This is a genomic window from Bacillus sp. 0209A (genome assembly GCF_036765095.1).
GTDB classification, from domain to species: domain Bacteria; phylum Bacillota; class Bacilli; order Bacillales; family Bacillaceae; genus Bacillus; species Bacillus subtilis_G.
In genome coordinates, this window is the sequence record NZ_JBAIZV010000004.1 from 82,818 (window position 1) to 105,665 (window position 22,848).

Annotated in this window: 20 protein-coding genes and 2 pseudogenes; 11 read left to right on the forward strand and 11 right to left on the reverse strand. The window is 45.9% G+C overall.

The features are described 5' to 3' along the window. Positions 1-42: 42 nt before the first annotated feature. The 3 genes from V6D44_RS15685 to yfkJ are packed head-to-tail and all read right to left on the reverse strand — an operon-like array spanning position 43 to position 1,702. Positions 43-870 carry a YihY family inner membrane protein gene (locus V6D44_RS15685; RefSeq protein WP_087992556.1) on the reverse strand — a complete coding sequence of 276 codons (828 nt, stop codon included), beginning with the start codon at positions 868-870 and terminating at the stop codon, positions 43-45. A gap of 23 nt (positions 871-893) precedes the next feature. Next, on the reverse strand, positions 894-1,214 hold the full coding sequence (locus V6D44_RS15690; RefSeq protein ID WP_202328287.1) for a hypothetical protein: 321 nt from the start codon (positions 1,212-1,214) through the stop codon (positions 894-896). 17 nt (positions 1,215-1,231) lie between these two features. After that, positions 1,232-1,702: a protein-tyrosine-phosphatase gene (yfkJ, locus tag V6D44_RS15695; RefSeq protein ID WP_087992554.1), complete on the reverse strand. Its 471-nt coding sequence runs from the start codon at positions 1,700-1,702 to the stop codon at positions 1,232-1,234. A 203-nt stretch (positions 1,703-1,905) separates the two neighbouring features. Here yfkJ and V6D44_RS15700 point away from each other — a divergent pair, with 203 nt between their 5' ends. After that, the gene (locus tag V6D44_RS15700) at positions 1,906-2,121 is read left to right on the forward strand and encodes a DUF1128 domain-containing protein (RefSeq protein WP_010330293.1); all 216 of its coding nucleotides are present in this window, start codon (positions 1,906-1,908) and stop codon (positions 2,119-2,121) included. Positions 2,122-2,354: 233 nt separating this feature from the next. Further along, positions 2,355-3,557, forward strand: a complete 1,203-nt coding sequence (locus V6D44_RS15705) for an MFS transporter (protein ID WP_148963610.1) — start codon at positions 2,355-2,357, stop codon at positions 3,555-3,557. Between the two features lie 39 nt (positions 3,558-3,596). Here the strand turns inward: V6D44_RS15705 and yfkM are convergent, their stop codons facing one another. Continuing rightward, a complete protein-coding gene (gene yfkM, locus V6D44_RS15710; RefSeq protein WP_087992552.1) occupies positions 3,597-4,115 on the reverse strand; it encodes a general stress protein 18 in 519 nt (172 codons plus the stop codon). Between the two features lie 243 nt (positions 4,116-4,358). Here yfkM and V6D44_RS15715 point away from each other — a divergent pair, with 243 nt between their 5' ends. Next, positions 4,359-8,738: a multifunctional 2',3'-cyclic-nucleotide 2'-phosphodiesterase/3'-nucleotidase/5'-nucleotidase gene (locus tag V6D44_RS15715; protein WP_333516707.1), complete on the forward strand. Its 4,380-nt coding sequence runs from the start codon at positions 4,359-4,361 to the stop codon at positions 8,736-8,738. Positions 8,739-8,772: 34 nt separating this feature from the next. Here V6D44_RS15715 and V6D44_RS15720 read toward each other — a convergent pair whose 3' ends face one another. The 4 genes from V6D44_RS15720 to treP all read right to left on the reverse strand — a co-directional run bounded on the left by V6D44_RS15720 (position 8,773) and on the right by treP (position 13,488). After that, a complete protein-coding gene (locus V6D44_RS15720; protein ID WP_202328289.1) occupies positions 8,773-9,438 on the reverse strand; it encodes an NAD(P)H-dependent oxidoreductase in 666 nt (221 codons plus the stop codon). A 140-nt stretch (positions 9,439-9,578) separates the two neighbouring features. Beyond that, positions 9,579-10,295: a trehalose operon repressor gene (treR, locus tag V6D44_RS15725; RefSeq protein WP_289346687.1), complete on the reverse strand. Its 717-nt coding sequence runs from the start codon at positions 10,293-10,295 to the stop codon at positions 9,579-9,581. Between the two features lie 20 nt (positions 10,296-10,315). Further along, positions 10,316-12,004: an alpha,alpha-phosphotrehalase gene (gene treC / locus V6D44_RS15730; protein WP_333516708.1), complete on the reverse strand. Its 1,689-nt coding sequence runs from the start codon at positions 12,002-12,004 to the stop codon at positions 10,316-10,318. A gap of 71 nt (positions 12,005-12,075) precedes the next feature. Next, a complete protein-coding gene (treP, locus tag V6D44_RS15735; protein ID WP_333516709.1) occupies positions 12,076-13,488 on the reverse strand; it encodes a PTS system trehalose-specific EIIBC component in 1,413 nt (470 codons plus the stop codon). A gap of 365 nt (positions 13,489-13,853) precedes the next feature. On the opposite strand from treP, the gene V6D44_RS21165 reads away from it, so the two are divergent. From V6D44_RS21165 to V6D44_RS15745, 3 genes and pseudogenes are all read left to right on the forward strand, one after another. Beyond that, positions 13,854-14,201, forward strand: coding sequence for a spore germination protein (locus tag V6D44_RS21165; protein ID WP_442893325.1), 348 nt, complete (start codon positions 13,854-13,856; stop codon positions 14,199-14,201). A 95-nt stretch (positions 14,202-14,296) separates the two neighbouring features. Next, positions 14,297-14,367, forward strand: a pseudogene (locus tag V6D44_RS21170) (hypothetical protein); the annotation flags it as partial. Positions 14,368-14,400: 33 nt separating this feature from the next. Next, positions 14,401-15,198: pseudogene (locus V6D44_RS15745) on the forward strand (endospore germination permease); the annotation flags it as partial. On the opposite strand, the gene V6D44_RS15750 reads toward V6D44_RS15745, so the two are convergent. Continuing rightward, on the reverse strand, positions 15,195-16,610 hold the full coding sequence (locus tag V6D44_RS15750) for an alanine/glycine:cation symporter family protein (RefSeq protein ID WP_202328291.1): 1,416 nt from the start codon (positions 16,608-16,610) through the stop codon (positions 15,195-15,197). The pseudogene V6D44_RS15745 and the gene V6D44_RS15750 overlap by 4 nt on opposite strands. Before the next feature lie 128 nt (positions 16,611-16,738). Further along, complete coding sequence (locus V6D44_RS15755) at positions 16,739-17,131, reverse strand: J-domain-containing protein (protein ID WP_087992546.1); 393 nt, start codon at positions 17,129-17,131, stop codon at positions 16,739-16,741. A gap of 258 nt (positions 17,132-17,389) precedes the next feature. On the opposite strand from V6D44_RS15755, the gene ltaS reads away from it, so the two are divergent. Next, positions 17,390-19,339: a lipoteichoic acid synthase gene (ltaS, locus tag V6D44_RS15760; protein WP_087992545.1), complete on the forward strand. Its 1,950-nt coding sequence runs from the start codon at positions 17,390-17,392 to the stop codon at positions 19,337-19,339. A 233-nt stretch (positions 19,340-19,572) separates the two neighbouring features. Here the strand turns inward: ltaS and nagE are convergent, their stop codons facing one another. Continuing rightward, the gene (gene nagE / locus V6D44_RS15765; protein ID WP_087992543.1) at positions 19,573-20,931 is read right to left on the reverse strand and encodes an N-acetylglucosamine-specific PTS transporter subunit IIBC; all 1,359 of its coding nucleotides are present in this window, start codon (positions 20,929-20,931) and stop codon (positions 19,573-19,575) included. Between the two features lie 170 nt (positions 20,932-21,101). Between nagE and map the strand changes: the two genes are divergently transcribed. From map to V6D44_RS15785, 4 genes are all read left to right on the forward strand, one after another. Then, positions 21,102-21,851: a type I methionyl aminopeptidase gene (gene map / locus V6D44_RS15770; RefSeq protein WP_087992542.1), complete on the forward strand. Its 750-nt coding sequence runs from the start codon at positions 21,102-21,104 to the stop codon at positions 21,849-21,851. 81 nt (positions 21,852-21,932) lie between these two features. Continuing rightward, positions 21,933-22,247 (forward strand): DUF3243 domain-containing protein, encoded by a 315-nt coding sequence (locus V6D44_RS15775; RefSeq protein WP_087992541.1) that lies wholly within the window; start codon positions 21,933-21,935, stop codon positions 22,245-22,247. Positions 22,248-22,357: 110 nt separating this feature from the next. Then, positions 22,358-22,513, forward strand: a complete 156-nt coding sequence (locus V6D44_RS15780; RefSeq protein ID WP_148963599.1) for a hypothetical protein — start codon at positions 22,358-22,360, stop codon at positions 22,511-22,513. Between the two features lie 172 nt (positions 22,514-22,685). Continuing rightward, a complete protein-coding gene (locus tag V6D44_RS15785; RefSeq protein WP_087992540.1) occupies positions 22,686-22,817 on the forward strand; it encodes a YflJ family protein in 132 nt (43 codons plus the stop codon). Positions 22,818-22,848 lie beyond the last annotated feature (31 nt).

The following is a 22,848-nucleotide window of genomic DNA, read 5'->3' on the forward strand; positions in this document are numbered from 1 at the left end:
CCCCCTATATCTTTTTGAACCGAAGTTCATTTATAGGGTGCGCTAAAGATAGGGATTTTCATCAGGAAGCTTTTTACGTTTATGTAAAAGAGCGTTGATTTCTCCCCCTAAGATAATTAAAATGCCGCTCAAGTAAAACCAAATCATCAGGACGATGATTCCCCCGATACTCCCATACGTGGCGCTGAAGTTCGCAAACGTGCTGACGTAAAATGAAAACAGGGTGCTGACAACTATCCAGCCAAAGGCCGCAAACACCGCACCCGGCATGACAAACCGGAGGGACAGTTTTTTGTTCGGCGCGATGAAATACAGTGCGGAAAAAACGATCAGCAGCACAAGCGGACTGACACCCCAGCGCACTGCTGCCCAAACGGATAAAAACAGATCCGACGCGCCGACGAAGTCTGAAGCGAGCACCCCGATCTGCCGGCCGAATACCGGCAGAAGCAAGGCCACTAAAATCGTAAATACCATGGCAATCGTCAAAAAAATTGAGGTTAGACGAACGATGATAAAAGAGCGGTTTTCATCCACTTCATACGCGTGGTTTAGCGATCGGACGATGGCGTTCATTCCATTAGACGCAGACCACAAAGCCGCGATAATCCCGAATGACAGCAAACCGCCATTTCGGTTGTTTAAGGTTTGTTGTGTAATGGATTCAACGAGGGACATCGCACTGGCGGGCGCGTATTGTTTGACAACTCCCAGAACATCATCGGTAGAAATCGGAAGATACGCGGTGAGCGTCAGCATAAAAATCAAAAACGGAAACAATGACAAAAGAAAAAAATACGCCAGCTCCGCTGATTTGCTCGGCCCTTCATGAAGGGTGTATCTGCTGAAAAGCTCTTTCAAAAAATTCATGTCGCCTCACCTCGCATATTTGATCATTTTTTTGAAAAATGCTCTTTCGTTTCTTGCACAAGCTCCATCACTTGCGGCGTTGTTTTCTTCAGCTCTTTCACCTGCTGATTGACAAACCCGACTTCATTTGACAAGGATTGGGCCAGCTTTTTGGCCTCATCCATCTTTGTGCTGACCGTGTTTTTCAACAGCTCCGGATTGCTTTTGTACAGTGAAAGTTTATGCTTGCATGTCAGCCATCTCATGCCGCATGCCTGTCTTGTCGGCTTATGGAGCAGCGATAACGCCGCGCCTGCCGCAGCTCCAAGAAAAATACCTTTCAGCATTAAACGTTCGTTGTTCATGCAAATTCTCCTTTCACTCACAATTGTTTTTCTTTTTGAATGGATGCAAGCAGCTGCTCACAGCCCGACTTGATTAATTGGCAGACCTCTTCAAAATTTCCTGTGTAGTAAGGATCAGGAACATCGGCAAGATCTGAATCTTCAACATAGTCCAAGAGCCTTTTGATATGCGAGGTATTCTTAAAACCCGCCATGCTTCTGAGGCTCCCGATATTTTCTGCGTCCATCGCAATGATGTAATCAAAATCGGCCAGATCCTGTTCGCTGACTTGACGTGCAAGCATACCCTCAAAGTTGATTCCTTCTCTCTGCAAGATCTCCTGTGTTCCTTCATGCGGCGGATTGCCGATGTGCCAGCCGCCGATACCTGCTGAGTCTGTCTTGATTTTCCCCTCTAATCCTTTTTTGGCTGCCAGGTCCCGAAAAATCGCTTCTGCCATCGGAGACCGGCAAATATTTCCTAAACAAACAAATAACACGCTTATCATGTTGTGCAACCTCCCTATTCTTTGCCCATATTTCTCTAAAAAAAAACCTTCATGAATATCTTAGTAGGATGTTCATTTTCTTTTCAACTGATGACTCCACTTTTTTGAAATCAAAAGCTTGCTCTTAGAAGAGGGTTTTTTTCTGATTGAATTCTGTTAGAATAAAACATACCGAATATCGCATAAAGAAAGGATGGAACCATTTGTCCAGCCCAAATACAGAGACATTGACTCAAATGATTGAAGAGATTTCCCAAAAACTGAACATGCTGAACGTCGGCGTGATCAAAGCGGAGGATTTCAGTGATGAAAAGATAGAAGACCTCACGTACCTTCACAGCATGGTGATGAAAAAAGAATCATTCAGCCCTAGTGAAATGCAGGCGATAGCTCAAGAGCTCGCCTCGCTTCGTAAATAATTGAGACTGGCCGGAAACCCGGCGAGTCTTTTTTATCATTGGAGAACACAGCTGATCGGATGATTGCAGCACTGAGCGGTTATAAAGCAGGTTATAAGGGCTTGGGCCTGATCAAAGCGGGTGAAGAAGGCTTCACATGATGAACACACCCGGCATGCCGGCTGTTCGCTTTCCTCGGTAAAGAAATCCATATTAATGAAAATGTTCGAATAAGATTTGAAGGAGTACAAGCCATGAAAACGACATCTATCAAAACAGCCTCCGGAATGTATATCAACTACTTCTTTCTGGGAATGGTCAACATTATTCTCGCATCCAATATGTCCTCCTTAACAAAACAGTGGAATACCGACCCGACCGGCATTAGTTATGTCATTGCCGCTATCGGGTTCGGCAAGCTGCTGACCTACGGCATTTCCGGCGTGTTATCAGATAAAATCGGCAGAAAACCGCTTGTTGTCGCTTCCGCGGGGATCATGGCCGTCTTTTTAGTCGGTATTCCTTTATCACCGAGCTATGAACTGGCGTTTGTGTTCGCCTTATTAGCCGGAGTCGCAAATTCAGCGATGGATGCCGGAACATATCCGGCCCTGACCGAGCTCTTCCCGGCTGCGCCCGGCTCGGCAAATGTTCTGGTCAAAGCCTTTATGTCTCTGGGGGCCGCACTTTTGCCGCTTTTGATCACATTTTTAGCAGACCACCGCATGTCTTACGGATTTACTTTTTATCTCCCGGCTGCCGTCTATGTACTGAATATCGTTTATTTATCAACGCTTTCGTTTCCTAAGAAACAGAAGAAACCAAATAACAGCGGCCAACAGGAAGCTCCCGCTTTCTTGTCTGAACCCGTTTTTCGGAAAGAAGGCACCGCCCTGATTATGATCGGTTTTACATCAACAGCTTTATTTACGGTTTCTCAAATCTGGCTTCCGAGCTACGCGCAAAAAGCAGCCGGTTTAGCTGAATCAGCTTCCGTGCAATTGCTGAGCTATTATAGTGTTGGATCTCTGGCATCCGTTTTATTATTAGCCCTTTTGCTGAACAGATGGGTAAAGCCAGTCATGATTACGCTCTTGTATCCGGTTATTACTTTATGTACGCTTGCGGTCATGCTGACGGTTCATGTGCCGGTTGTGCTGGACATCACCGCCTTTTTCTTAGGCTTTTCAACCGCGGGTGTGTTTCAAATCACCATTACATTAATGACAGAGCTTTTCTGGAAGCGAAAAGGAACCGTTACCGGAATTGTAGCGACCGCTTCAAGCCTCGCGTCGATTTTGCTGCCGATTGCCACAGGGCTTATCGCAAAAGCGGGAGGCATCGCCCATATCTTTATGTTCGACTTCTGTATTGCGGTTATCGGAACAGCTGCAGCCGCCTTCTTGTATTACAGATACAAGAAACTGACGGGTGCTCAGGCCGATGTCAAACTGTAATCAACCGAAAACGGACGCCCCGCCAGGCGTCCGTTTTTCTTATTTCTCAAGCAATGCCAACGATTCACGATTAAATGCCGGAATATCATCCGGTGTGCGACTAGTGACCAATTGCCCTTGGCAAACAACCACTTCCTTGTCCACAACGTCGGCACCCGCGTTTTCCATGTCAACACGAATGGACGTATAGCCTGTCGCTTTTCGGCCATCGAGCGCTTTCGCGTTGATTAAGAGCTGCGGACCGTGGCAAATGGCGAATACCGGTTTTTTGTCAGTCATAAACGCTTTTGTAAATTGGACGAAACGGTCATCAGCGCGAAGCTGGTCTGGTGAAAATCCTCCGGGAATTAAAAGCGCATCAAAGTCTGAAGGGTTTACATCATCAATGGACGCGTCTACTGTCACTTCCGCGTTCCCCTGCTTGCCTTTTACTGTTTTGCCTTTTTCATTTTCGATGACAGTCAGTTCATGTCCCGCTTCTTTAAAGGCTTTCGCAGGTTCAGTGTACTCGCTGTCCTCAAAATAATCTGTCAAAACAACTGCTATTTTTTTCCCCATTTTTCATAACCTCCCGATTAATCTGTCTACATAAAACACTCTTCCCCAGCCACACTAAAATAAACATTTTCGCAGACCTGACAAACAATAAGCATAAATACCCGGCATTTGTCGTTTGACGATATTACATAATACTCATTTTTTTCCCTTTTACAATAATCATAAAGAAATACCTACAAATGATTACAAAATATTCTTACAATAGTAGTTGTAACACAAATTTCGTTGAAAGGTGGAGAACTGGTGAGAATACAGAAAAGACGAACATACGTCGGTAACATTCTCCGTATTCTTTTGCCCCCTATTATGATACTTAGCCTAATCCTTCCAACACCACCCATTCATGCAGAAGAAAGCGCGGCTCCTCAGGTGCATCTGAGTATTTTGGCCACGACTGATATTCATGCCAACATGATGGATTACGATTACTATAGCGACAAAGAAACGACGGATTTCGGGCTGGCAAGAACGGCACAGCTGATCCAAAAGCACCGCCAACAAAACCCCAATACCCTGCTTGTGGATAACGGGGACTTGATTCAAGGGAATCCGCTTGGAGAATACGCGGTGAAGTATGAAAAAGACGACATTATTTCCGGCGCGAAAACCCACCCGATTATCAGTGTCATGAATGCGCTGAAATATGACGCCGGCACACTGGGCAATCATGAATTCAACTACGGGCTCGACTTTCTCGACGGCACGATTAGAGGAGCCGATTTCCCGCTTGTAAATGCAAATGTCAAAACAACAAGCGGTGAAAACCGGTATACGCCGTATGTCATTACAGATAAAACCGTCACTGACGAAAACGGCCATGAGCAAAAAATAAAGGTCGGCTACATAGGCTTCGTTCCGCCGCAAATTATGACATGGGACAAAAAGCATCTCGAAGGTCAGGTGCAGGTGCAGGATATCGTAGAATCCGCCAATGAAACGATCCCGAAAATGAAGGCGGAAGGCGCTGATGTCATTATCGCCCTCGCCCACAGCGGCATTGAAAAGCAAGCCCAATCGCCAGGCGCGGAAAACGCTGTATTTGACCTAGCCACCAAAACAAAAGGCATTGACGCGATCATCTCTGGCCATCAGCATGGACTTTTCCCTTCCGCCGAGTATGCAGGCGCTGCCCAATTCGATGTTGAAAAAGGCACAATCAACGGCATTCCAGTCGTCATGCCAAGCAGCTGGGGCAAATACTTGGGCATGATTGACCTTAAACTCAAAAAGACGGACGGCTCATGGAAGGTAGCAGATTCGAAGGCCAGTGTTGAATCTATCGCAGGCACCGTCACATCCGGAAATGAAACCGTCACAAACACCATCAAGCAAACGCATCAAAACACACTGGAGTATGTTAGAAAACCAGTCGGCAACACAGAAGCCGATATTAACAGCTTCTTCGCTCAGGTCAAAGATGACCCTTCCATTCAGATCGTGACAGACGCGCAAAAATGGTATGCGGAAAAGGAAATGAAGGATACCGAGTACAAAGACCTCCCGATTTTGTCCGCTGGGGCGCCGTTTAAAGCAGGCGGCAGAAACGGAGCCAATTACTATACGAATATTCCAGCCGGAGATCTCGCCATTAAAAACGTCGGTGACTTGTATCTTTACGATAATACCGTTCAGATCGTCAAGCTGACTGGAAGCGAGGTCAAGGACTGGCTTGAGATGTCAGCAGGCCAATTCAATCAAATTGATCCGTCAAAAGGCGGCGATCAAGCCTTACTGAATGAGAATTTTCGCTCCTATAATTTTGACGTGATTGACGGCGTCACATATCAGGTCGATGTCACAAAACCGACGAAATACGATGAGAACGGAAAAGTGATCAACGCGGGCTCGTCCCGGATCATCAACCTTTCCTATGAAGGCAAGCCCATCAGCACAAACCAGGAATTTCTCGTCGTCACCAATAATTATCGTGCGTCCGGAGGCGGCGGTTTCCCTCACCTGACAAGCGATAAAATCGTCCACGGCTCCGCGGTTGAAAACAGGCAGGTGCTGATGGATTACATTATTGAACAGAAAACAGTCAATCCAAAAGCGGACAACAATTGGTCAATCGCGGCTGTTTCCGGCACGAATTTGACGTTTGAGTCCTCACTTTTGGCCAAGCCATTTGCGGATAAAGCAGACGATGTCGCTTATGTAGGCGAGTCTGCGAATGAAGGCTATGGTGTATACAAGCTGCAATTCGACGATGATTCAAATCCCGAGCCCCCTAAGGACGGACTGTGGGATCTGACTGTCATGCACACCAATGATACGCATGCCCACCTCGATGACGCGGCGAGACGAATGACGAAAATCAACGAAGTGCGAAACGAAACAGACCGCAACATTCTCCTTGATGCGGGAGATGTGTTTTCCGGCGATCTGTATTTCACAAAGTGGAACGGTTTAGCCGATTTGAAATTGATGAATATGATGCGCTATGACGCCATGACCTTTGGAAACCATGAATTTGATAAAGGCCCGACAGTGCTTTCTGATTTTCTCAGCGGAAACAGCGCAACAGTCGATCCGGCGAACCGCTATCACTTTGAAGCGCCTGAATTTCCGTTCGTCAGCGCAAACGTAGATGTGTCAAACGAACCTAAGCTGACTTCCTATGTCAAAAAGCCGCAAACCTTTACGGCAGGTGAAAAGAAAGAGCCCGGCATCCACCCTTACATTCTGTTAGATGTTGACGGTGAGAAAGTCGCTGTATTCGGACTGACAACGGAAGATACAGCCACTACGTCAAGCCCGGGCAAAAGCATCGTATTTCATGACGCGTTTGAAACAGCGCAAAACACTGTCAAAACGATTCAGGAAGAAGAAAAAGCAAATAAAATTATCGCTTTAACCCATATCGGGCATAACCGTGATCTTGAGCTGGCCAAAAAAGTAAAAGGCATTGACTTGATCATCGGCGGACACACCCACACCCTCGTAGACAAAATGGAAGTCGTGAACAATGAAGAGCCGACGATCGTGGCGCAGGCAAAAGAATACGGCGAATATTTGGGACGCGTCGATGTCGTGTTTGATGAAAACGGCGTTGTGCAAACAGACAAATCAAATCTGAGCGTGCTGCCAATTGATGAACATACAGAAGAAAACGCAGAGGCAAAAAAAGAGCTTGATCAGTTCAAACATGAATTAGAGGACATCAAAAAGGAAAAAGTCGGCTACACGGATGTAGCGCTTGACGGCCAGCGTGAGCATGTGCGCACGAAGGAAACGAACCTCGGAAACTTCATCGCGGACGGCATGCTGGCAAAAGCGAAAGAAGCAGCTGGCGCCAGAATAGCGATCACAAATGGCGGCGGCATCAGAGCCGGCATTGACAAAGGCGATATCACACTCGGCGAGGTGCTGAACGTCATGCCGTTCGGCAACACGCTTTACGTGGCCGACTTAACCGGAAAACAAATTAAAGAAGCCCTTGAACAAGGATTGAGCAATGTGGAAAACGGAGGCGGCGCCTTCCCTCAGGTGGCCGGAATCCAATATACGTTTACATTAAACAAGGAACCCGGACACCGAGTTCTTGAAGTCAAACTCGAATCACCTAACGGAGACATGGTTCATCTCGATTCCGATAAGACCTACCGCGTGGCAACGAATAACTTTGTCGGCGCCGGAGGAGACGGATACTCTGTCTTTACGAAAGCATCCCATGGTGAGGACCTTGGTTACGTAGATTATGAGATTTTCACTGAACAGCTGAAAAAACTAGGAAACAAGGTATCTCCTAAAATCGAAGGACGAATCAAAGAAGTATTCCTGCCGACAAAGCAGAAGGATGGCAGCTGGACACTCGATGAAGACAAATTTTCGATATATGCCAAAAATGCCAACACGCCGTTTGTCTATTATGAAACATCAGAAGGATCTCACGAGAAGCCTATCAATCTTAAAGTAAAAGAAGATCAGGTCAAACTTTTGAAAGAAAGAGAGTCAGATCCTTCATTGACGGTATTCAACTATTGGTACAGCATGAAGCTGCCAATGGCGAACCTCAAAACCGCAGACACTGCAATCGGCATCAAGTCAACGGGAGAATTGAATGTTTCACTTGCAGATGTATATGACTTTACAGTGAAACAAAAAGGAAAAGAAATAAAATCATTCAAGGAACCTGTTCAGCTTTCGCTTCGCATGTTTGATATTGAAGAAGCCCATAACCCTGCTATTTACCACGTTGACCGGAAAAAGAAAACTTTCACAAAGACTGAAAAGGGTTCAGTCGACGATGATATCGTGACAGGATATACAACCCATTTCAGCGAATACACGATCTTAAATTCCGGTGCGAACAACAAACCGCCGGCATTCCCGTCCGATCAGCCGACAAGCGGTGATAACGGCAGCAATGGCGGAGGTTCTGACAAACCAGGCGGAAAACAGCCGACTGACGGAAACGGAGGACATGATACACCTCCCGGCACTGACCCGACAAACGGATCAGGAGGAAACGGATCAGGTACGGACGGCCCGGCTGGCGGCCTGCTTCCGGACACAGCCACATCCATGTACTCGATCCTCTTGGCCGGATTTCTGATCAGCGCGCTCGGAACGGCATTGTACTTGCATCAGAGGAGAAAACAAAATAAAGCGAATCAAGCATAAAAAAGAGCTGCTCGTCATCGAGCAGCTTTCTTTATTACACCCACTTCACAACATCTTCAACAGCCGCTCTTGTTTTCGGGCGAGGGTCTCTCACGCGGTAGCCGAACGCCACCATCACAGAAATGTCGAAGCTTCCGTTTTCCAGAAGGCCTTCTTCTTCAAGAATACGGTGAATGTGATCATATTGGAAGCCTTCCACAGGGCAGGAATCAACACCGATTTGCGCAGCGGCAGTCATCATGTTGCCAAGCGCAATATAAGTTTGTTTTGAAGCCCAGTCAAACAATGTTCTGTCACTTTCAAGCAAATGCAGATCGTGTTTCTGGAACTCTTCCGTTTTGCTGAGATAGCCTTCGCAAACGTCCTGAGGCATTTGTTTCACTTCTTTTAAATGACGTTTGATGTAGTCCGCATCGTATTTGATATCCTTCGCTGTACGCGCAAGAATCAGAACGAAATGGCTTGCGGTTGGAAGCTGCTTTTGAGCGCCCCATGTGTATTCGCGAAGCTTCTCGCGAAATTCCGGATTTTGAACGACAACGAATTTCCAAGGCTCAAGGCCGAGTGAGCTCGGAGACAGTCTTCCTGTTTCTAAAATAAATTCAAAATCGCTGTCTGATACTTTTTTATTCGGGTCAAATTCCTTTGTCGCATGTCTGAAATGGTACGCATCCAGAATTTGTTTCTTTAGATCTGCCATGTAAAACACCTCTCCTTTTGGTTACTCTCAACTCTATTGTAGCCGTTATCGCAAAAAGTAAAAGTACGCACATTTTTGTTGGATAGTATCAATTTTGATACCAAACAAAAAAAGCGCGCTGCCGCAGGCAGGCGCCTTTCTCATTTTCCCCGCCGCGCAAAATCGACAAACCGGAATTTGTCCAGGCGGTGTCTGCTTTCCGTATATTGAAAGAGACTCGTATCCTCCAAAAAGACGTAGTTTCTCACCACGACCATATGGTCATAACCTCGTAAATCAAGCAGCTCCCTGTCCTCATCCGTACACGGCTCGGCTACAATTTCTTTTTGCGCATAACTGATCGAAAGACCGAGCTCTCCTTCTATATATTCATATATAGAGTTCTCACAAATTTCTTTCGTCAGGTGGGGCACATGCTTTCTGAAAAAGTAATCCTTGTCCAAAATCACATGTTCTCCGTCAATCTTTCTTGACCTGATGACTTCCCAGATGTCCTCATCCGAGTTAGCACGGAGCTGTTTTTGGATCAGCTCTGACGGAGGCCCGAGCCCGAATTTGTGTACAGTTGTTTTCGTTTCTTTGCCAAGTGTTTGCGCGAGCTCCTTGAAACTGACAAGGCCCGAGACGGGAAACTGCATTTTTTCACGGTTGAGAACGACGGAGCCCTTCCCTCTGATTTTCTGGATATAGCCGTTTTGCGCAAGCATGTGAAGCGCCTTTCGGACCGTTTCTCTCGATGTACCGTACTGTGCGGTCAACTCATGTTCAGACGGAAGAATCTCCTCCGCTTTCCACCGGCCGCCTTCAATTTGCTGTGCGATGTCTTTATAAATTGCAATAAATTTATTCGCCTTCATTATGGACCACCCAGCTTAGTTTAACACGGTTTCGTTAAACGATAAACAATGGACTCATACGGACGGAGCGTCATGTTCTGCAGTCCTTCCCTCACATCATCGTTGCTCAACAGCACCTCTGCCTTCCACTCGCCAGGCGCTAAAGAGTCCGGCATTGTAAAGGCTGCCTCAATCCCGTAAAAGTTATTGATCACGAGCAGCTTTTCATTGTTGCCGTGTCTGAGATATGCAAAAATGTTCGGATCATCCTTTGCGATTAACTCATACGTCCCCTCTGTCACAATGTCATACGTTTTTCGAATCTGGATCAGTTTTTGATAATGATAGAACACTGAGTTCTGATCCTTCAGCGCCGCTTCGACATTGATTTCATGATAGTTTCCGGCGACCGGTATCCATGGCGCGCCCGTTGTAAAACCGCCATTCTGCGTATCATCCCACTGGACAGGCGTTCTGGAGTTGTCTCGGGATTTCGCCTGTAAAATCGCTGTGATCTCTTGATCAGCCATCCCTTTTTCCTTAAAAGCGTGATACATGTTCAGTGATTCGACATCCCGATAGGAGCTGATGTCGGTAAACTTCGGATTCGTCATTCCCAGCTCCTCGCCCTGATAAATATAAGGCGTGCCCTGCATCATATGAATGGCGGCAGCGAGCATTTTCGCCGATTTCACCCTGTACGCGCCGTCATCTCCATATCTGGATACAACGCGCGGCTGATCGTGATTGCACCAGAACAGAGCGTTCCATCCCCCTCCAACGTGCATCCCCGTCTGCCACTCGGATAAGATCTTCTTCAGCTTCAAAAAGTCAAACGGCGCCAAGGCCCATTTTTCACCGTTTGGATAGTCGACCTTGAGATGATGGAAGCTGAACGTCATATCAAGTTCTTTATTGGCGGGATTTGTATACCGGATACAATGGTCTACGGTCGTTGAAGACATCTCGCCGACCGTCATACTGTCGTAATGCGAAAACACCTTTTCGTTCATTTCATGCAGATATTCGTGCACCCGCGGCCCATCAGTGTAAAAGGAACGGCCATCGCCTCCGCCTTCCGCATTCGGAAAGCGCTGATCTTTAGAGATCAGGTTAATGACATCAAGCCTGAAGCCGTCTATTCCCTTTTCAAACCAAAAATGCATCATGTCATAGATATGCTTTCTAACCTCTTCATTTTCCCAATTCAAATCAGCCTGCGTCACATCAAACAGGTGCAAATAGTATTGGCCCGATGCTTCATCAAGCTCCCATGCGGAGCCGCCGAATTTCGATTCCCAGTTTGTCGGAACAGAACCGTTTTCCTGCGGGGTTTTCCATATATAAAAATCACGGTATGGGCTGTCTTTTGACGAAATCGCCTCTTGAAACCATTTGTGCTCTGTTGACGTATGATTGACGACAAGATCCATGACGACTTTCAGGCCTCTTTTATGCGCTTCGGACAGTAACCGCTCAAAATCGTCCATCGTCCCATATTCAGGATAAATCGAGTAATAATCACGAATATCGTACCCATTATCATGCTGCGGGGAATCATAAATCGGTGTCAGCCAAAGCACATCCACCTGAAGTGTTTTTAAGTAATCAAGCTTTTCAATAATGCCGTTCAGATCGCCGACACCGTTCCCCGTCGTATCGTTAAAGCTTTTCGGATAAATTTGATAGACCACAGCTTTTTTCCACCATGGTGTTTGTTCTGTTTTCATCTGTCTCCACCACCGTTTTATAAAATAAAAACGGGAAAAGGGAACGTTAAAACACGTCCCGCTCCCATTCGTTATTTATGTTTGAATCTTGCATACGCGTATGTTCCGGCAAACGGCACGATCAACACAATTGCCATCCCGATTGCAAACGCGCCCCAGTACTGGCTCATGATTGAGAAAATCCCCGGCACGCCGCCGACACCGACGGAGCTTGCCAGCACCCCTTGAGTAGAAATATACATTCCGGCAATCCCGGAGCTGACCATCGCAATGATAAACGGGAATCTGTATCGCAGATTCACCCCGAAGATGGCAGGTTCTGTAATGCCGAGATAAGCAGAAATCCCTGACGTGAGGGAAAGGCCTTTTTGTTTCTCATCCTTCACGATAAACATCATGGCCAGCGCTGCCGAACCTTGTGCGATATTCGAAAGCGCCAGCATCGGCCATAAAAATGTGCCGCCGAGCTTTGAGCCGATGAGCTGCAGGTCGACTGCAAGAAACGTGTGATGCATGCCGGTAATCACAAGCGCCGAGTAGAAACCGCCATATAACAAACCGCCCACTGCGGCAAAAGAGCCGAACACCGAGATAAGCCCTGAAGTCAGCACGTTTCCGATCGCAAATGTAACCGGGCCGATGATAATAAAAGAGGCAAAACCTGTTACGAGAAGCGTAATCGGCGCGACAACGAGCAGCTGTATGCCTTCAGGTGTCCTTTTTGTTAAAAACACCTCGATTTTCGCCAGCATATAAGAAGCAAGCAAAATCGGGAGCACCTGTCCCTGATAGCCGACTTTCTGCACCTCAAGGCCGAACAAATTCCATACCGGAATCTTTCCGCTTTGTTCTGCAGCGCCATATCCCCACGCATTCAACAAATCAGGATGCACGAGCATCACGCCGAGCACAATGCCAAGCAGCGGGTTGCCACCGAACCGTTTGACCGCTGACCAGCCGATTAACGCAGGCAGAAACGTAAAGGCCGTTCCCGCAATCAGGTTAATCATATTAGCAAGATCCGCCCACTGCGGATAGACCTGCACAATCGATTTTGTGCTGAAGAAAATGCCTTGCGCCGTTAAAATGTTATTGATCCCCATCAAGAGACCCGCCGTGACAATCGCAGGCAATATCGGAATAAAAATATCTGCAAGCGTTTTCACAGCACGCTGCAAATGATTCATATTGTTTTCTGAAGCCTTCTTCACTTCGTCCTTTGTTGACTCGCCAATCCCCGTTTCCTTGACCAATTCTGCATATACTTTGTTGACCGTTCCTTGGCCGATCACGACCTGAAATTGCCCGTTTGTTGAAAACGATCCCTTTACAATGTCAATTTGATCAAGCACTTCTTGGTCAACTTTGCTTTCATCTATCAATGCAAAACGCAAACGTGTAACACAATGAGTTGCCGCTGCAATATTTTCGGCGCCGCCGACTGCTTCGACAATCTGCCGTGCCGATGTGTTCAGTTCCCCCATGCCAACCCCTCCGTATCCGTTTTTTATAACTTGTATATACAACTCATGATTACATTGTATTCCTGTATATACATGTAGTCAACAACTTTTTATAGCGCTTTCATCCCAGACTGAGAATATCTGAAACAGACAAGGTTACCCTAAAAGTCACAAGCACTTGTTGAATAAGACATTGAAATAGCAGGATCAACCACTTGGGATAAACGCGAAAAAGCGCTTCAGCTCATCAAAGAGCTTGAAGACAATCAGGACAGACCGATCTCTCCTGATTTAAGGAAAACCTCGATCATCTGACCTTATGAACAGAAGGCTGCTCAGACATCGTATTTAGGCAATTTGACTTCGAAAACGGGCTGTGCGGGTTTATTGTTTATATTGAAGTTGAACAAATACAGGACAACGCCCTCCGTCCTTTCTTGAGGCATCTGACAGATCAAATTGATGAACATGAGGAAGCGCTGCAAAACACTCTATCGATATCAAACGTAGCGGCAGAAACGAGTGTAAGCAAAGTGGCTGAATCCATCATTGAGGGAAACGCGGTTTTGTTTGCAGACGGGCATTCAAAATGCCTGATCCTTAAAATAAAAGGTGGGCAAAGAAGAAGCATTGAGGAACCGATCACAGAATCGATCATCAGAGGATTAAGAGAGGGGTACCGCTCTTGTGCGCTTTCGCGTCAAAACGCTTCAGCTAAAAATGATCTCTTTTAAAATCGGTACATTGCCTTGGCCTATATTGACGGGATTGCTGATCCAAAGGTCATTGACAAAGTGAAAAAAGAAGCAAAAACATCAAGATTGATGCCGTGTTAGAAAGCGGATATATTGAAGAGTTTATCGAAGACGACACGTACTCGCCTTTCCCCAGCTGCAATACACGGAAAGACCCGATACCGTCGCCGCCCAGCTTCTAGAAGGCCGATTTATCATTTTTCTGTTTTCTTTCTATTTCCTGTTAATCAACGCTCATGATATAGGTTTTTTCATCAATCTGATTCATATTTTATTTCTCCCGAACACCAATGGCCGTTCTTGGCGGCGTCATTATTTCTGCAGTGATCTGTATTGCCAGAGAAGGAAAAGAAACGTTGAACAGAATGGCGCGGCTCTTTTTAGTTCCATTCGGCACCTTGGCCTTGTTCCTTCCGTTTACACTTGCCGAACAAATTGAGCTGCAAAATGTAACACCGGTCTTTGAAGGACCGATCCAATACCTCCAATCAGTTTTGATGCCTTTGGGACGATGGAGGTATTGATCATCCTTCCGCTTCTCTTCTCAAGCTGGAGCATCCCGCTGAAACACACCATTATCGCGATACTGCTAGGAGCTTTATTGCTAGCGGTGATGTCCCAACCTGACATCTACTTTTTTTGATCCGGCCTATATGGTGATCAGGCATATCCGAATTACTGATTTTTTAGACCGTTCAGATCGCAGCCTTGCGGATCCCCGTCATTATGGTGAAAATCGCAGGTGGTATACGGGCTTTCCTTCTTACATTCAACAATTGAGGTAAAAGCTATGTACACACCGACCGGCATGTTTTCTCTAGTATGCAGCTTTTGGTTTTTCCAAAACACAAACCATCTGATCGACTTTAACAGAGTCAAACCGGTCATCAATGTGTTCATTTCCTTTTTGCTGCCTTTGCTCATTTATCTATTTGTCAAAACGAAATCGCTAGCCGGTGCGAGGGCAAAACACTAAGAGTTTTTGGTTTCTTTTGTCTGATAAACAGCATTCTGTTTGGTTTTTCCTCTGTCTTTCAGGTAGTACTGTTCAGATGTGAAAAACTCGGTATATAGTGCTTTTACCTTTCTGCTCAATAACAGCAGCGCAATCACATTCGGAACGACAATAAAAACTAATGCTAAGTCCAGAAATCCCCAGATGGCTTTTGCTCCGCCTGCGGCCCCTATGATAATAGCCGCTAAATATACGATTTTGATCACATGTCCTGCCAGCCGTCCGAACAGAAATTCAGCTTGCTTAACGCCGTAAAAAATAACAACCATAATGGTCGATATCACAAAGAAGACAAGGGCAATCGAGACGAAGTACCCTCCGCCGGAACCGAAATAGTGCTGAAACGCAGCCGTTGTCAGTGCTGCCGGGTCATTTGAGGCATTTCCTCCTGTCCAAACACCGGATGTAATGACGATAAAAGCCGTGGTAGTGCAGATGATCAAGGTGTCAATGACAATGCCGATCACAGACCAGAACCCTTGCCTCACAGGGTGATCAGTCATGGCCGCCGCATGTGCAATCGGCGCTGTTCCCATTCCGGCTTCATTAGAATACAGCCCGCGGGCAAAGCCCCAGCGAACGGTTTCAGCCAGCGCAGCACCTGCGAACCCTCCAACTGCTGAAGTTGAGGTAAACGCATTCGAAAAGATAAGAGAGAAAAACGCCGGCACCGCTGAAAGATTCGTGAGAAAAATCAAGAGACCGGCCCCAACATATGCCCCTGCCATAAGAGGCACGATGAACTCTGTTACTTTTCCAATCCGCTTTACCCCTCCTATCACCACTAATCCAATCAAAAACGCAATGCCGATTCCCGCATATATTTTATTGAAAGAAAACGTTTGGGCAAGAGAGACTGAAACCGAATTCCCCTGAACCATAATGCTCGGGATCAGCTCCACGATCAGCGCTACAGAGAAAAATACGCCGAGCCATTTCATGCGTAGCCCTTTTGTTATGTAATACATCGGTCCCCCGACAAATTCCCCCTGCTCATTTTTTTCTCTGTAATGAACAGCAAGCACACTTTCAGAAAACTTAATCGCCATGGCAAATAAGGCAATAAACCACATCCAAAAAACCGCTCCGGGACCGCCAAACATAATAGCGGCAGGCACACCGACAATATTCGCCGCACCGATTGTTGAGCTGAGGGCTGACGTCAATGCCTGAAGCGGTGTGACTGTGCCCTCTCCCTTCGGCTTCTTTCCTACGCTGCCGATCGTTTGCTTGAAAATGTATAAAGGATAGCGAAATTGAAAACATTTCAGCAAAATGGTGAAATACAATCCCGTACCCGTCAGCAAGATGATTAGCGGCGGCCCCCACAGCCAATCAGATATACGTTCTACCCATTCTAATAGTCGTTCCATCCCATCACCCTTTTTTCGTTTATGAGTCATTTCCCCCACGACGGATAAACATAAACATTTTAGACAGAGACCATTGGAACATAAAGAGGATGGCTTTTATCAATCACCATCCTTTTAGACAAGACAAATCAGCTGGAAGAAGGTCTGTTTCGTCCAAGCCGGTCATATACTTTATTCTTATAAAAAGCGGATGCTGGCTTTGAAAACATGCCTTTTTTGCCGACAAGCTTATCAAGCATCATCTGCTTTTCAGTTTTTTTTCTGATTAATTGTTCCCGTTCTTTTTCGTCAAGACACTTTGCGATTAAATGGTCGATGGTCATGAGTTCTTTTTTGAGCGCGCCCTCGTCCTCTGCCATCCCCGCATTTTTTAACATACGGTAGCTCATGCGGAGCGATTCCGGCAAGTGTGCCGCGTCATCCTTCGGCAGCGGTTTTCCCATTCCCGGCAGGTTTTCAAATTCTCCGTCTTTGATGGCGCGCTTTATTTTATCTTCAGACACAATATGGGAAAAATCCATCCTTTCACCTCTTTTCAGCCATTTCCTCTATTTTACCATACAGTAGCCATCGTTCCATTTTATTCCTTCGTTTCCACAAAGAAACCTTTTTTATATTAGGGCACTATGTAAAGAAAAACATTGATTCGACGGCGTTTTTCGCCACTTTTTCCACCAGACGATTTTCACTTTTCTAATCTGCTGATTCGTGTTATATTTGATACGTTCGTTTTTTCTATCGTTTCGCTCGAACTGTGATCGGAAAAAAGGAGTGTAACAATGAAAACATTTATAAAAGAAAGAGGACTGGCCTTCTTCTTAATCGCGGTCGTCCTATTATGGATCAAAACGTATGTCGGTTATGTCCTGAATTTCAACTTAGGAATAGACAACACGATACAAAAAATATTGCTTTTTGTGAATCCTCTCAGCTCAAGCTTGTTCTTTCTTGGCTTTGGACTTTTGTTCAAGAAAAAATTACAGCAGACAGCCATCATAGTGATTCATTTTTTAATGTCTTTTTTACTGTACGCAAACATTGTGTACTACAGATTTTTCAATGATTTTATTACAATTCCGGTCCTTATGCAGGCTAAAACAAACGGCGGCCAACTCGGCGACAGCGCATTTTCGCTGATGAGCCCGGCTGACGTCTTTTACTTTATCGATACGATCATTCTGATCATCTTGGCGATCAAAGTGAACAAGCCTGTAGAAACGTCGAGCAAAAAATCGTTCCGAATCGTTCTTGCGTCTTCGATTCTTGTTTTCCTCATCAACCTGGCAGTTGCGGAATCAGACCGCCCTGAATTGCTGACAAGATCATTCGACCGAAACTATCTGGTGAAATACTTAGGCACATACAATTTCACGATTTATGACGCTGTCCAGAATATCAAGTCCAACAGTCAGCGCGCGCTTGCCGATTCCAGCGACGTGACGGAAGTGGAAAACTACATGAAAGCCAATTACGACGTGCCGAATAACGTGTATTTCGGCAAAGCGGAAGGAAAAAACGTCATTTATGTTTCACTTGAATCTCTGCAGTCCTTTATCATCGACTATAAAATTGACGGCAAAGAAGTCACACCGTTCTTAAATAAACTGGCACATGATAACGAAACGTTCTACTTTGATAACTTTTTCCACCAAACGGGACAGGGTAAAACATCCGATGCGGAATTTATGATGGAAAACTCTCTGTACCCGCTGGCTCAAGGTTCCGTTTTCGTAAACAAAGCGCAAAACACGCTTCAATCCGTTCCGGCGATTCTGAAGTCTAAGGATTACACATCTGCTTCGTTCCACGGAAACACGCAGACGTTCTGGAACCGTAACGAAATGTACAAAGCGGAAGGCATTGATAAGTTCTTCGATTCTGCCTACTATGACATGAACGAAGAAAACACGAAAAACTACGGCATGAAAGACAAACCGTTCTTTAAAGAATCAATGCCGCTGTTAGAAAGCCTGCCGCAACCATTCTATACGAAGTTTATTACCCTGTCTAACCACTTCCCATTCGGAATGGATGAGGGGGATACAGACTTCCCGGCTGGAGACTTTGGTGACTCTGTCGTCAACAACTACTTCCAGTCAGCCCATTACCTTGATCAGTCTATTGAACAATTTTTCAATGACCTGAAAAAAGACGGGCTATATGACCAATCGATTATCGTGATGTACGGAGACCATTACGGCATCTCTGAAAACCACAATAAAGCGATGGCCAAAGTGCTTGACAAAGATGAAATTACCGATTATGACAACGCCCAGCTTCAACGGGTTCCGCTCTTTATCCACGCTGCCGGCGTGAAGGGCGAGAGAGTTCATAAATATGCCGGAGACGTCGATGTGGCTCCTACCATTCTGCATTTGCTCGGAGTGGATACGAAAGACTATCTGATGTCCGGTTCTGATATTTTATCTAAAGAACACCGTGAAGTGATTCCGTTCCGTAACGGAGACTTTGTTTCACCGAAGTACACGAAAGTATCCGGAAAGTATTACGATACAAAAACCGGAAAAGAGCTTGAGGAATCTGAAGTCGACAAGTCAGAAGACTCCCTCGTCAAGAAAGAACTTGAAATGTCCGATAAAATCATAAACGGAGACCTGCTGCGTTTCTACGAGCCGAAAGGTTTTACGAAGGTGAACCCTTCTGATTATGATTACACAAAACGTGACGAAGATTCTTCCGAAACGTCAACGGAAGATGCAGATCAATAAGAAAAAGCGGAGAGGATGCCCTCTCCGCTTCATATTGTTGACAAAATCCTAAAACGGTTAAGTTTTAGGATTTTGTCATCTTTTCAGCGTGATTGAAAACCCTTGAATTCTAGGAAGGACGAGCATCGAAGCACAGCGAATGTCGGAATTCGTGAGCATCGACGCGCAGGACTGACAACGAATGCGAAGGTTTGTCGACACGCTGAAGCGGAGAGGATGCCCTCTCCGCTTTTTTATTTTACCGCAGCTCTCAATTCCTCCGCCGCAAATTCCACATTTGGGCCAATGATGACTTGAACCGATTGTCCGCCTGATTTGACAACCCCTTTTGCGCCTGCTTTCTTTAGCAGCGCTTCATCCACTAAAGCGGTATTCTTCACAGTCAGCCGCAGCCTTGTGGCGCAATGATCAATGGTTTGAAGGTTTTCTTTTCCGCCGAGCCCTTTGAGCATGATGTTTTCATTCACATCCTGAACGGTATTTTCATCCAGCACTTCATCCACATCATCATCTTCCCGTCCCGGCGTTTTTAAATTCAATGCCTTAATCAGCACATAAAACACAATAAAGTATACAGCCGCATAGCATATGCCTACCAGAAGCAGAAGCAGCGGCTTTTCTGCAATTCCGTAGCTGAGCACATAATCGATGGCTCCTGCTGAAAAAGAGAAGCCTGAGCGGATGCCGAGCAAGTTGACGATAAATAAAGACAGCCCGGTTAAGACCGCGTGAACAGCGTATAATAGCGGAGACAAAAACATAAACGCAAACTCAATCGGCTCCGTAATCCCTGTGATAAACGCAGTCAAGGCAAATCCGATCATCATTCCCGCCGTTGCTTTCCGTTTTGACGGCTTTGCAGTCACAACCATAGCCAGACACGCCGCCGGAAGACCGAACATCATGATTGGGAAGAAACCGGTCATATATGTGCCCGCAGTCGGATCTTTCGCGAAAAAGCGCGCCAGGTCTCCCGTCACTCCGTTATATTCTCCGAATTGGAACCAGAAAATATTGTTCAACACGTGGTGAAGACCAAGCGGTATTAACAGCCTGTTGAACAGGCCGAATATGCCAGCCCCGATGCCGCCGAGCCCCAGCATCCATTCTCCAAACGTATTAATCCCTGATTGAATCGGCGGCCAGACGGTTCCGAAGATGCCGGCTAAAATAATCGTAATAATGGCTGTTACAATCGGCACAAGCCGCCTGCCGCTGAAGAATCCCAGATATTCAGGCAGCTTTGTATCCTTGAAGCGGTTATAGGTGTAACCGGCAATTAAACCGGCAATGATTCCTCCAAACACCGCCATGTTGTTTGTTTTATCAATTGTCTTTGTCGCTGCGTCCAGCATCAGATATGAAATCGCGCCTGATAAACCCGCGGCCCCATTGCTGTCCTTTGAAATGCCGATGGCAATTCCGATCGCGAAAATGAGCGGCAGATGATCAAAAATCGCCGCCCCCGCTTGATAGACAAACGGGATATTCAATAAATCCTCTCTGCCAAGCGCAAGGATAATTCCAACCGCAGGAAGAACCGCAATCGGAAGCATAAATGACTTCCCGAGTTTTTGTAAAAATGAAAGCATACCCATCCCCCTCATACCCTTTTTTTTCAAATATACCATATAGGATATCTAGTGATCTATACCAATTTTCCCGGGGTGTTTCTTTTTTCCCAGGTCCGTGTGTTTCCTATTTTTAAGGCAGTTGTGGTAAGCTTAAAATAGATTATTTAAAAAGAAAGCGGGAATGACAGATGATTGTAACAAACGATCAAGAATTAGAAGGCCTGAAAAAAATCGGAAGAATCGTAGCGCTGGCGCGTGAAGAAATGAAACGGAAAGCAGAGCCCGGCATGAGCACAAAAGACCTTGACCTTATCGGAAAAGCGGTTCTTGATGAGCACGGTGCAGTTTCAGCTCCTGAGAAGGAATACGATTTTCCGGGTGTGACATGCATCAGCGTAAATGATGAAGTGGCTCACGGCATACCAAGCACTTCCAAAATTTTAAAAGCGGGAGATCTTGTGAACATTGACATCTCCGCTGAATTCGGCGGTTTTTATTCCGACACAGGCATCTCATTTGTGCTCGGCGAAGGAGAAGAACGCCTTCATAAGCTTTGCCAATGCGCGGAAGACGCTTTCCAAAAAGGGCTGCAGCAGGCAAAAGCAGGCAAGCGCCAAAACCAAATCGGAAGAGCCGTTTATCATGAAGCACGCTCTAAAGGCTTTACCGTCATCAAAACCCTGACCGGCCACGGAATCGGCAGAAGCCTGCATGAAGCGCCAAACCACATCATGAATTATTATGATCCGTTTGATAACGCGCTTTTCAAAAACGGCACAGTTATCGCGCTTGAACCGTTTATTTCAACGAAAGCGGAAACAATTGTTGAAGCTGGAGACGGCTGGACGTTCAAGACGCCTGATCAAAGCATGGTTGCCCAAGTTGAACACACCATCGTTATCACAAAAGATGAGCCGATTATCCTGACAAAACTGTAAAACACATTCCGGGCTGCCGGAAGGTTTAACCTCCTCCAATTGCAGGTAAAACATCACTATCCCGCAGGAGGAGGTATTGCGATGAACAGAGATCCAGAAAAAATCCAAATTGAAAACGAAATGAATGCCATGCATGGCATAACAAAAGAAGAAATCTTAAAAGACTTTGAGGAATTTAAAGACTACCTGAGTAAACAAGTCAACCGAGGCAAAAAGCTGGGATTGGACGACGGCAAGCTTGTGAAAAGCGCCGCGATTCTGGGAGACTACCTCGCGAAGCATGAAGAGCCGCACAACAGTGAAGAAATGCTCCTGCAAGAGCTTTGGAGTGTTGCGGATGAAGACGAGAAAAAACATTTGGCACAGCTGCTGGTCAAATTGGTTGATAAACAATAAAAAACAAGAGCCGGGCGCATATGCTGCCCGGCTTTCTTGATATTGTCACAGCCCGGCTCTTCAAGATATGCTACACTACTATTATGTCTGCGAAAGGAGCCTTTATCTGCATGTGGTTTATTATTTTCGGCATCATTTTTTTCATTGAAGGTATTATTATGACCGTTTATGGCGTGAAGAAAAAAAACGGGATGCTCACATATATCGGCATTGTTTTCAGCATTATGACATTGGGCGTTGTCATCATCAAACTGACCGGCCATTAAATCATACTCAGCCTTTTCTCCGCATATACATACAGAAGAAGATTCTTACAGCTAGTGCAAAAGGCTCAGTTTTTCCCGCACCTCTTTTCAGCATCTTTCCATAGATGTTACAATGCCAATCGCTTGGTAAAATCCTCTCCAGCGGGAGAGATAGGGAAAGGAGTTTTCTGACATGCATTACGGCAGTAAAGGCTGGTATGTGGCAGAATTAAAAAAGCAGGGGATCACGCACTATGAAGGAAGAAAGCTTCAAAGCTATAAAACCTATTTTCTTGCCAACCTGCTTGAAACAAAGAAAAATTGATCTTAAGAATAGTAAAGCCGCGCACGTTGTA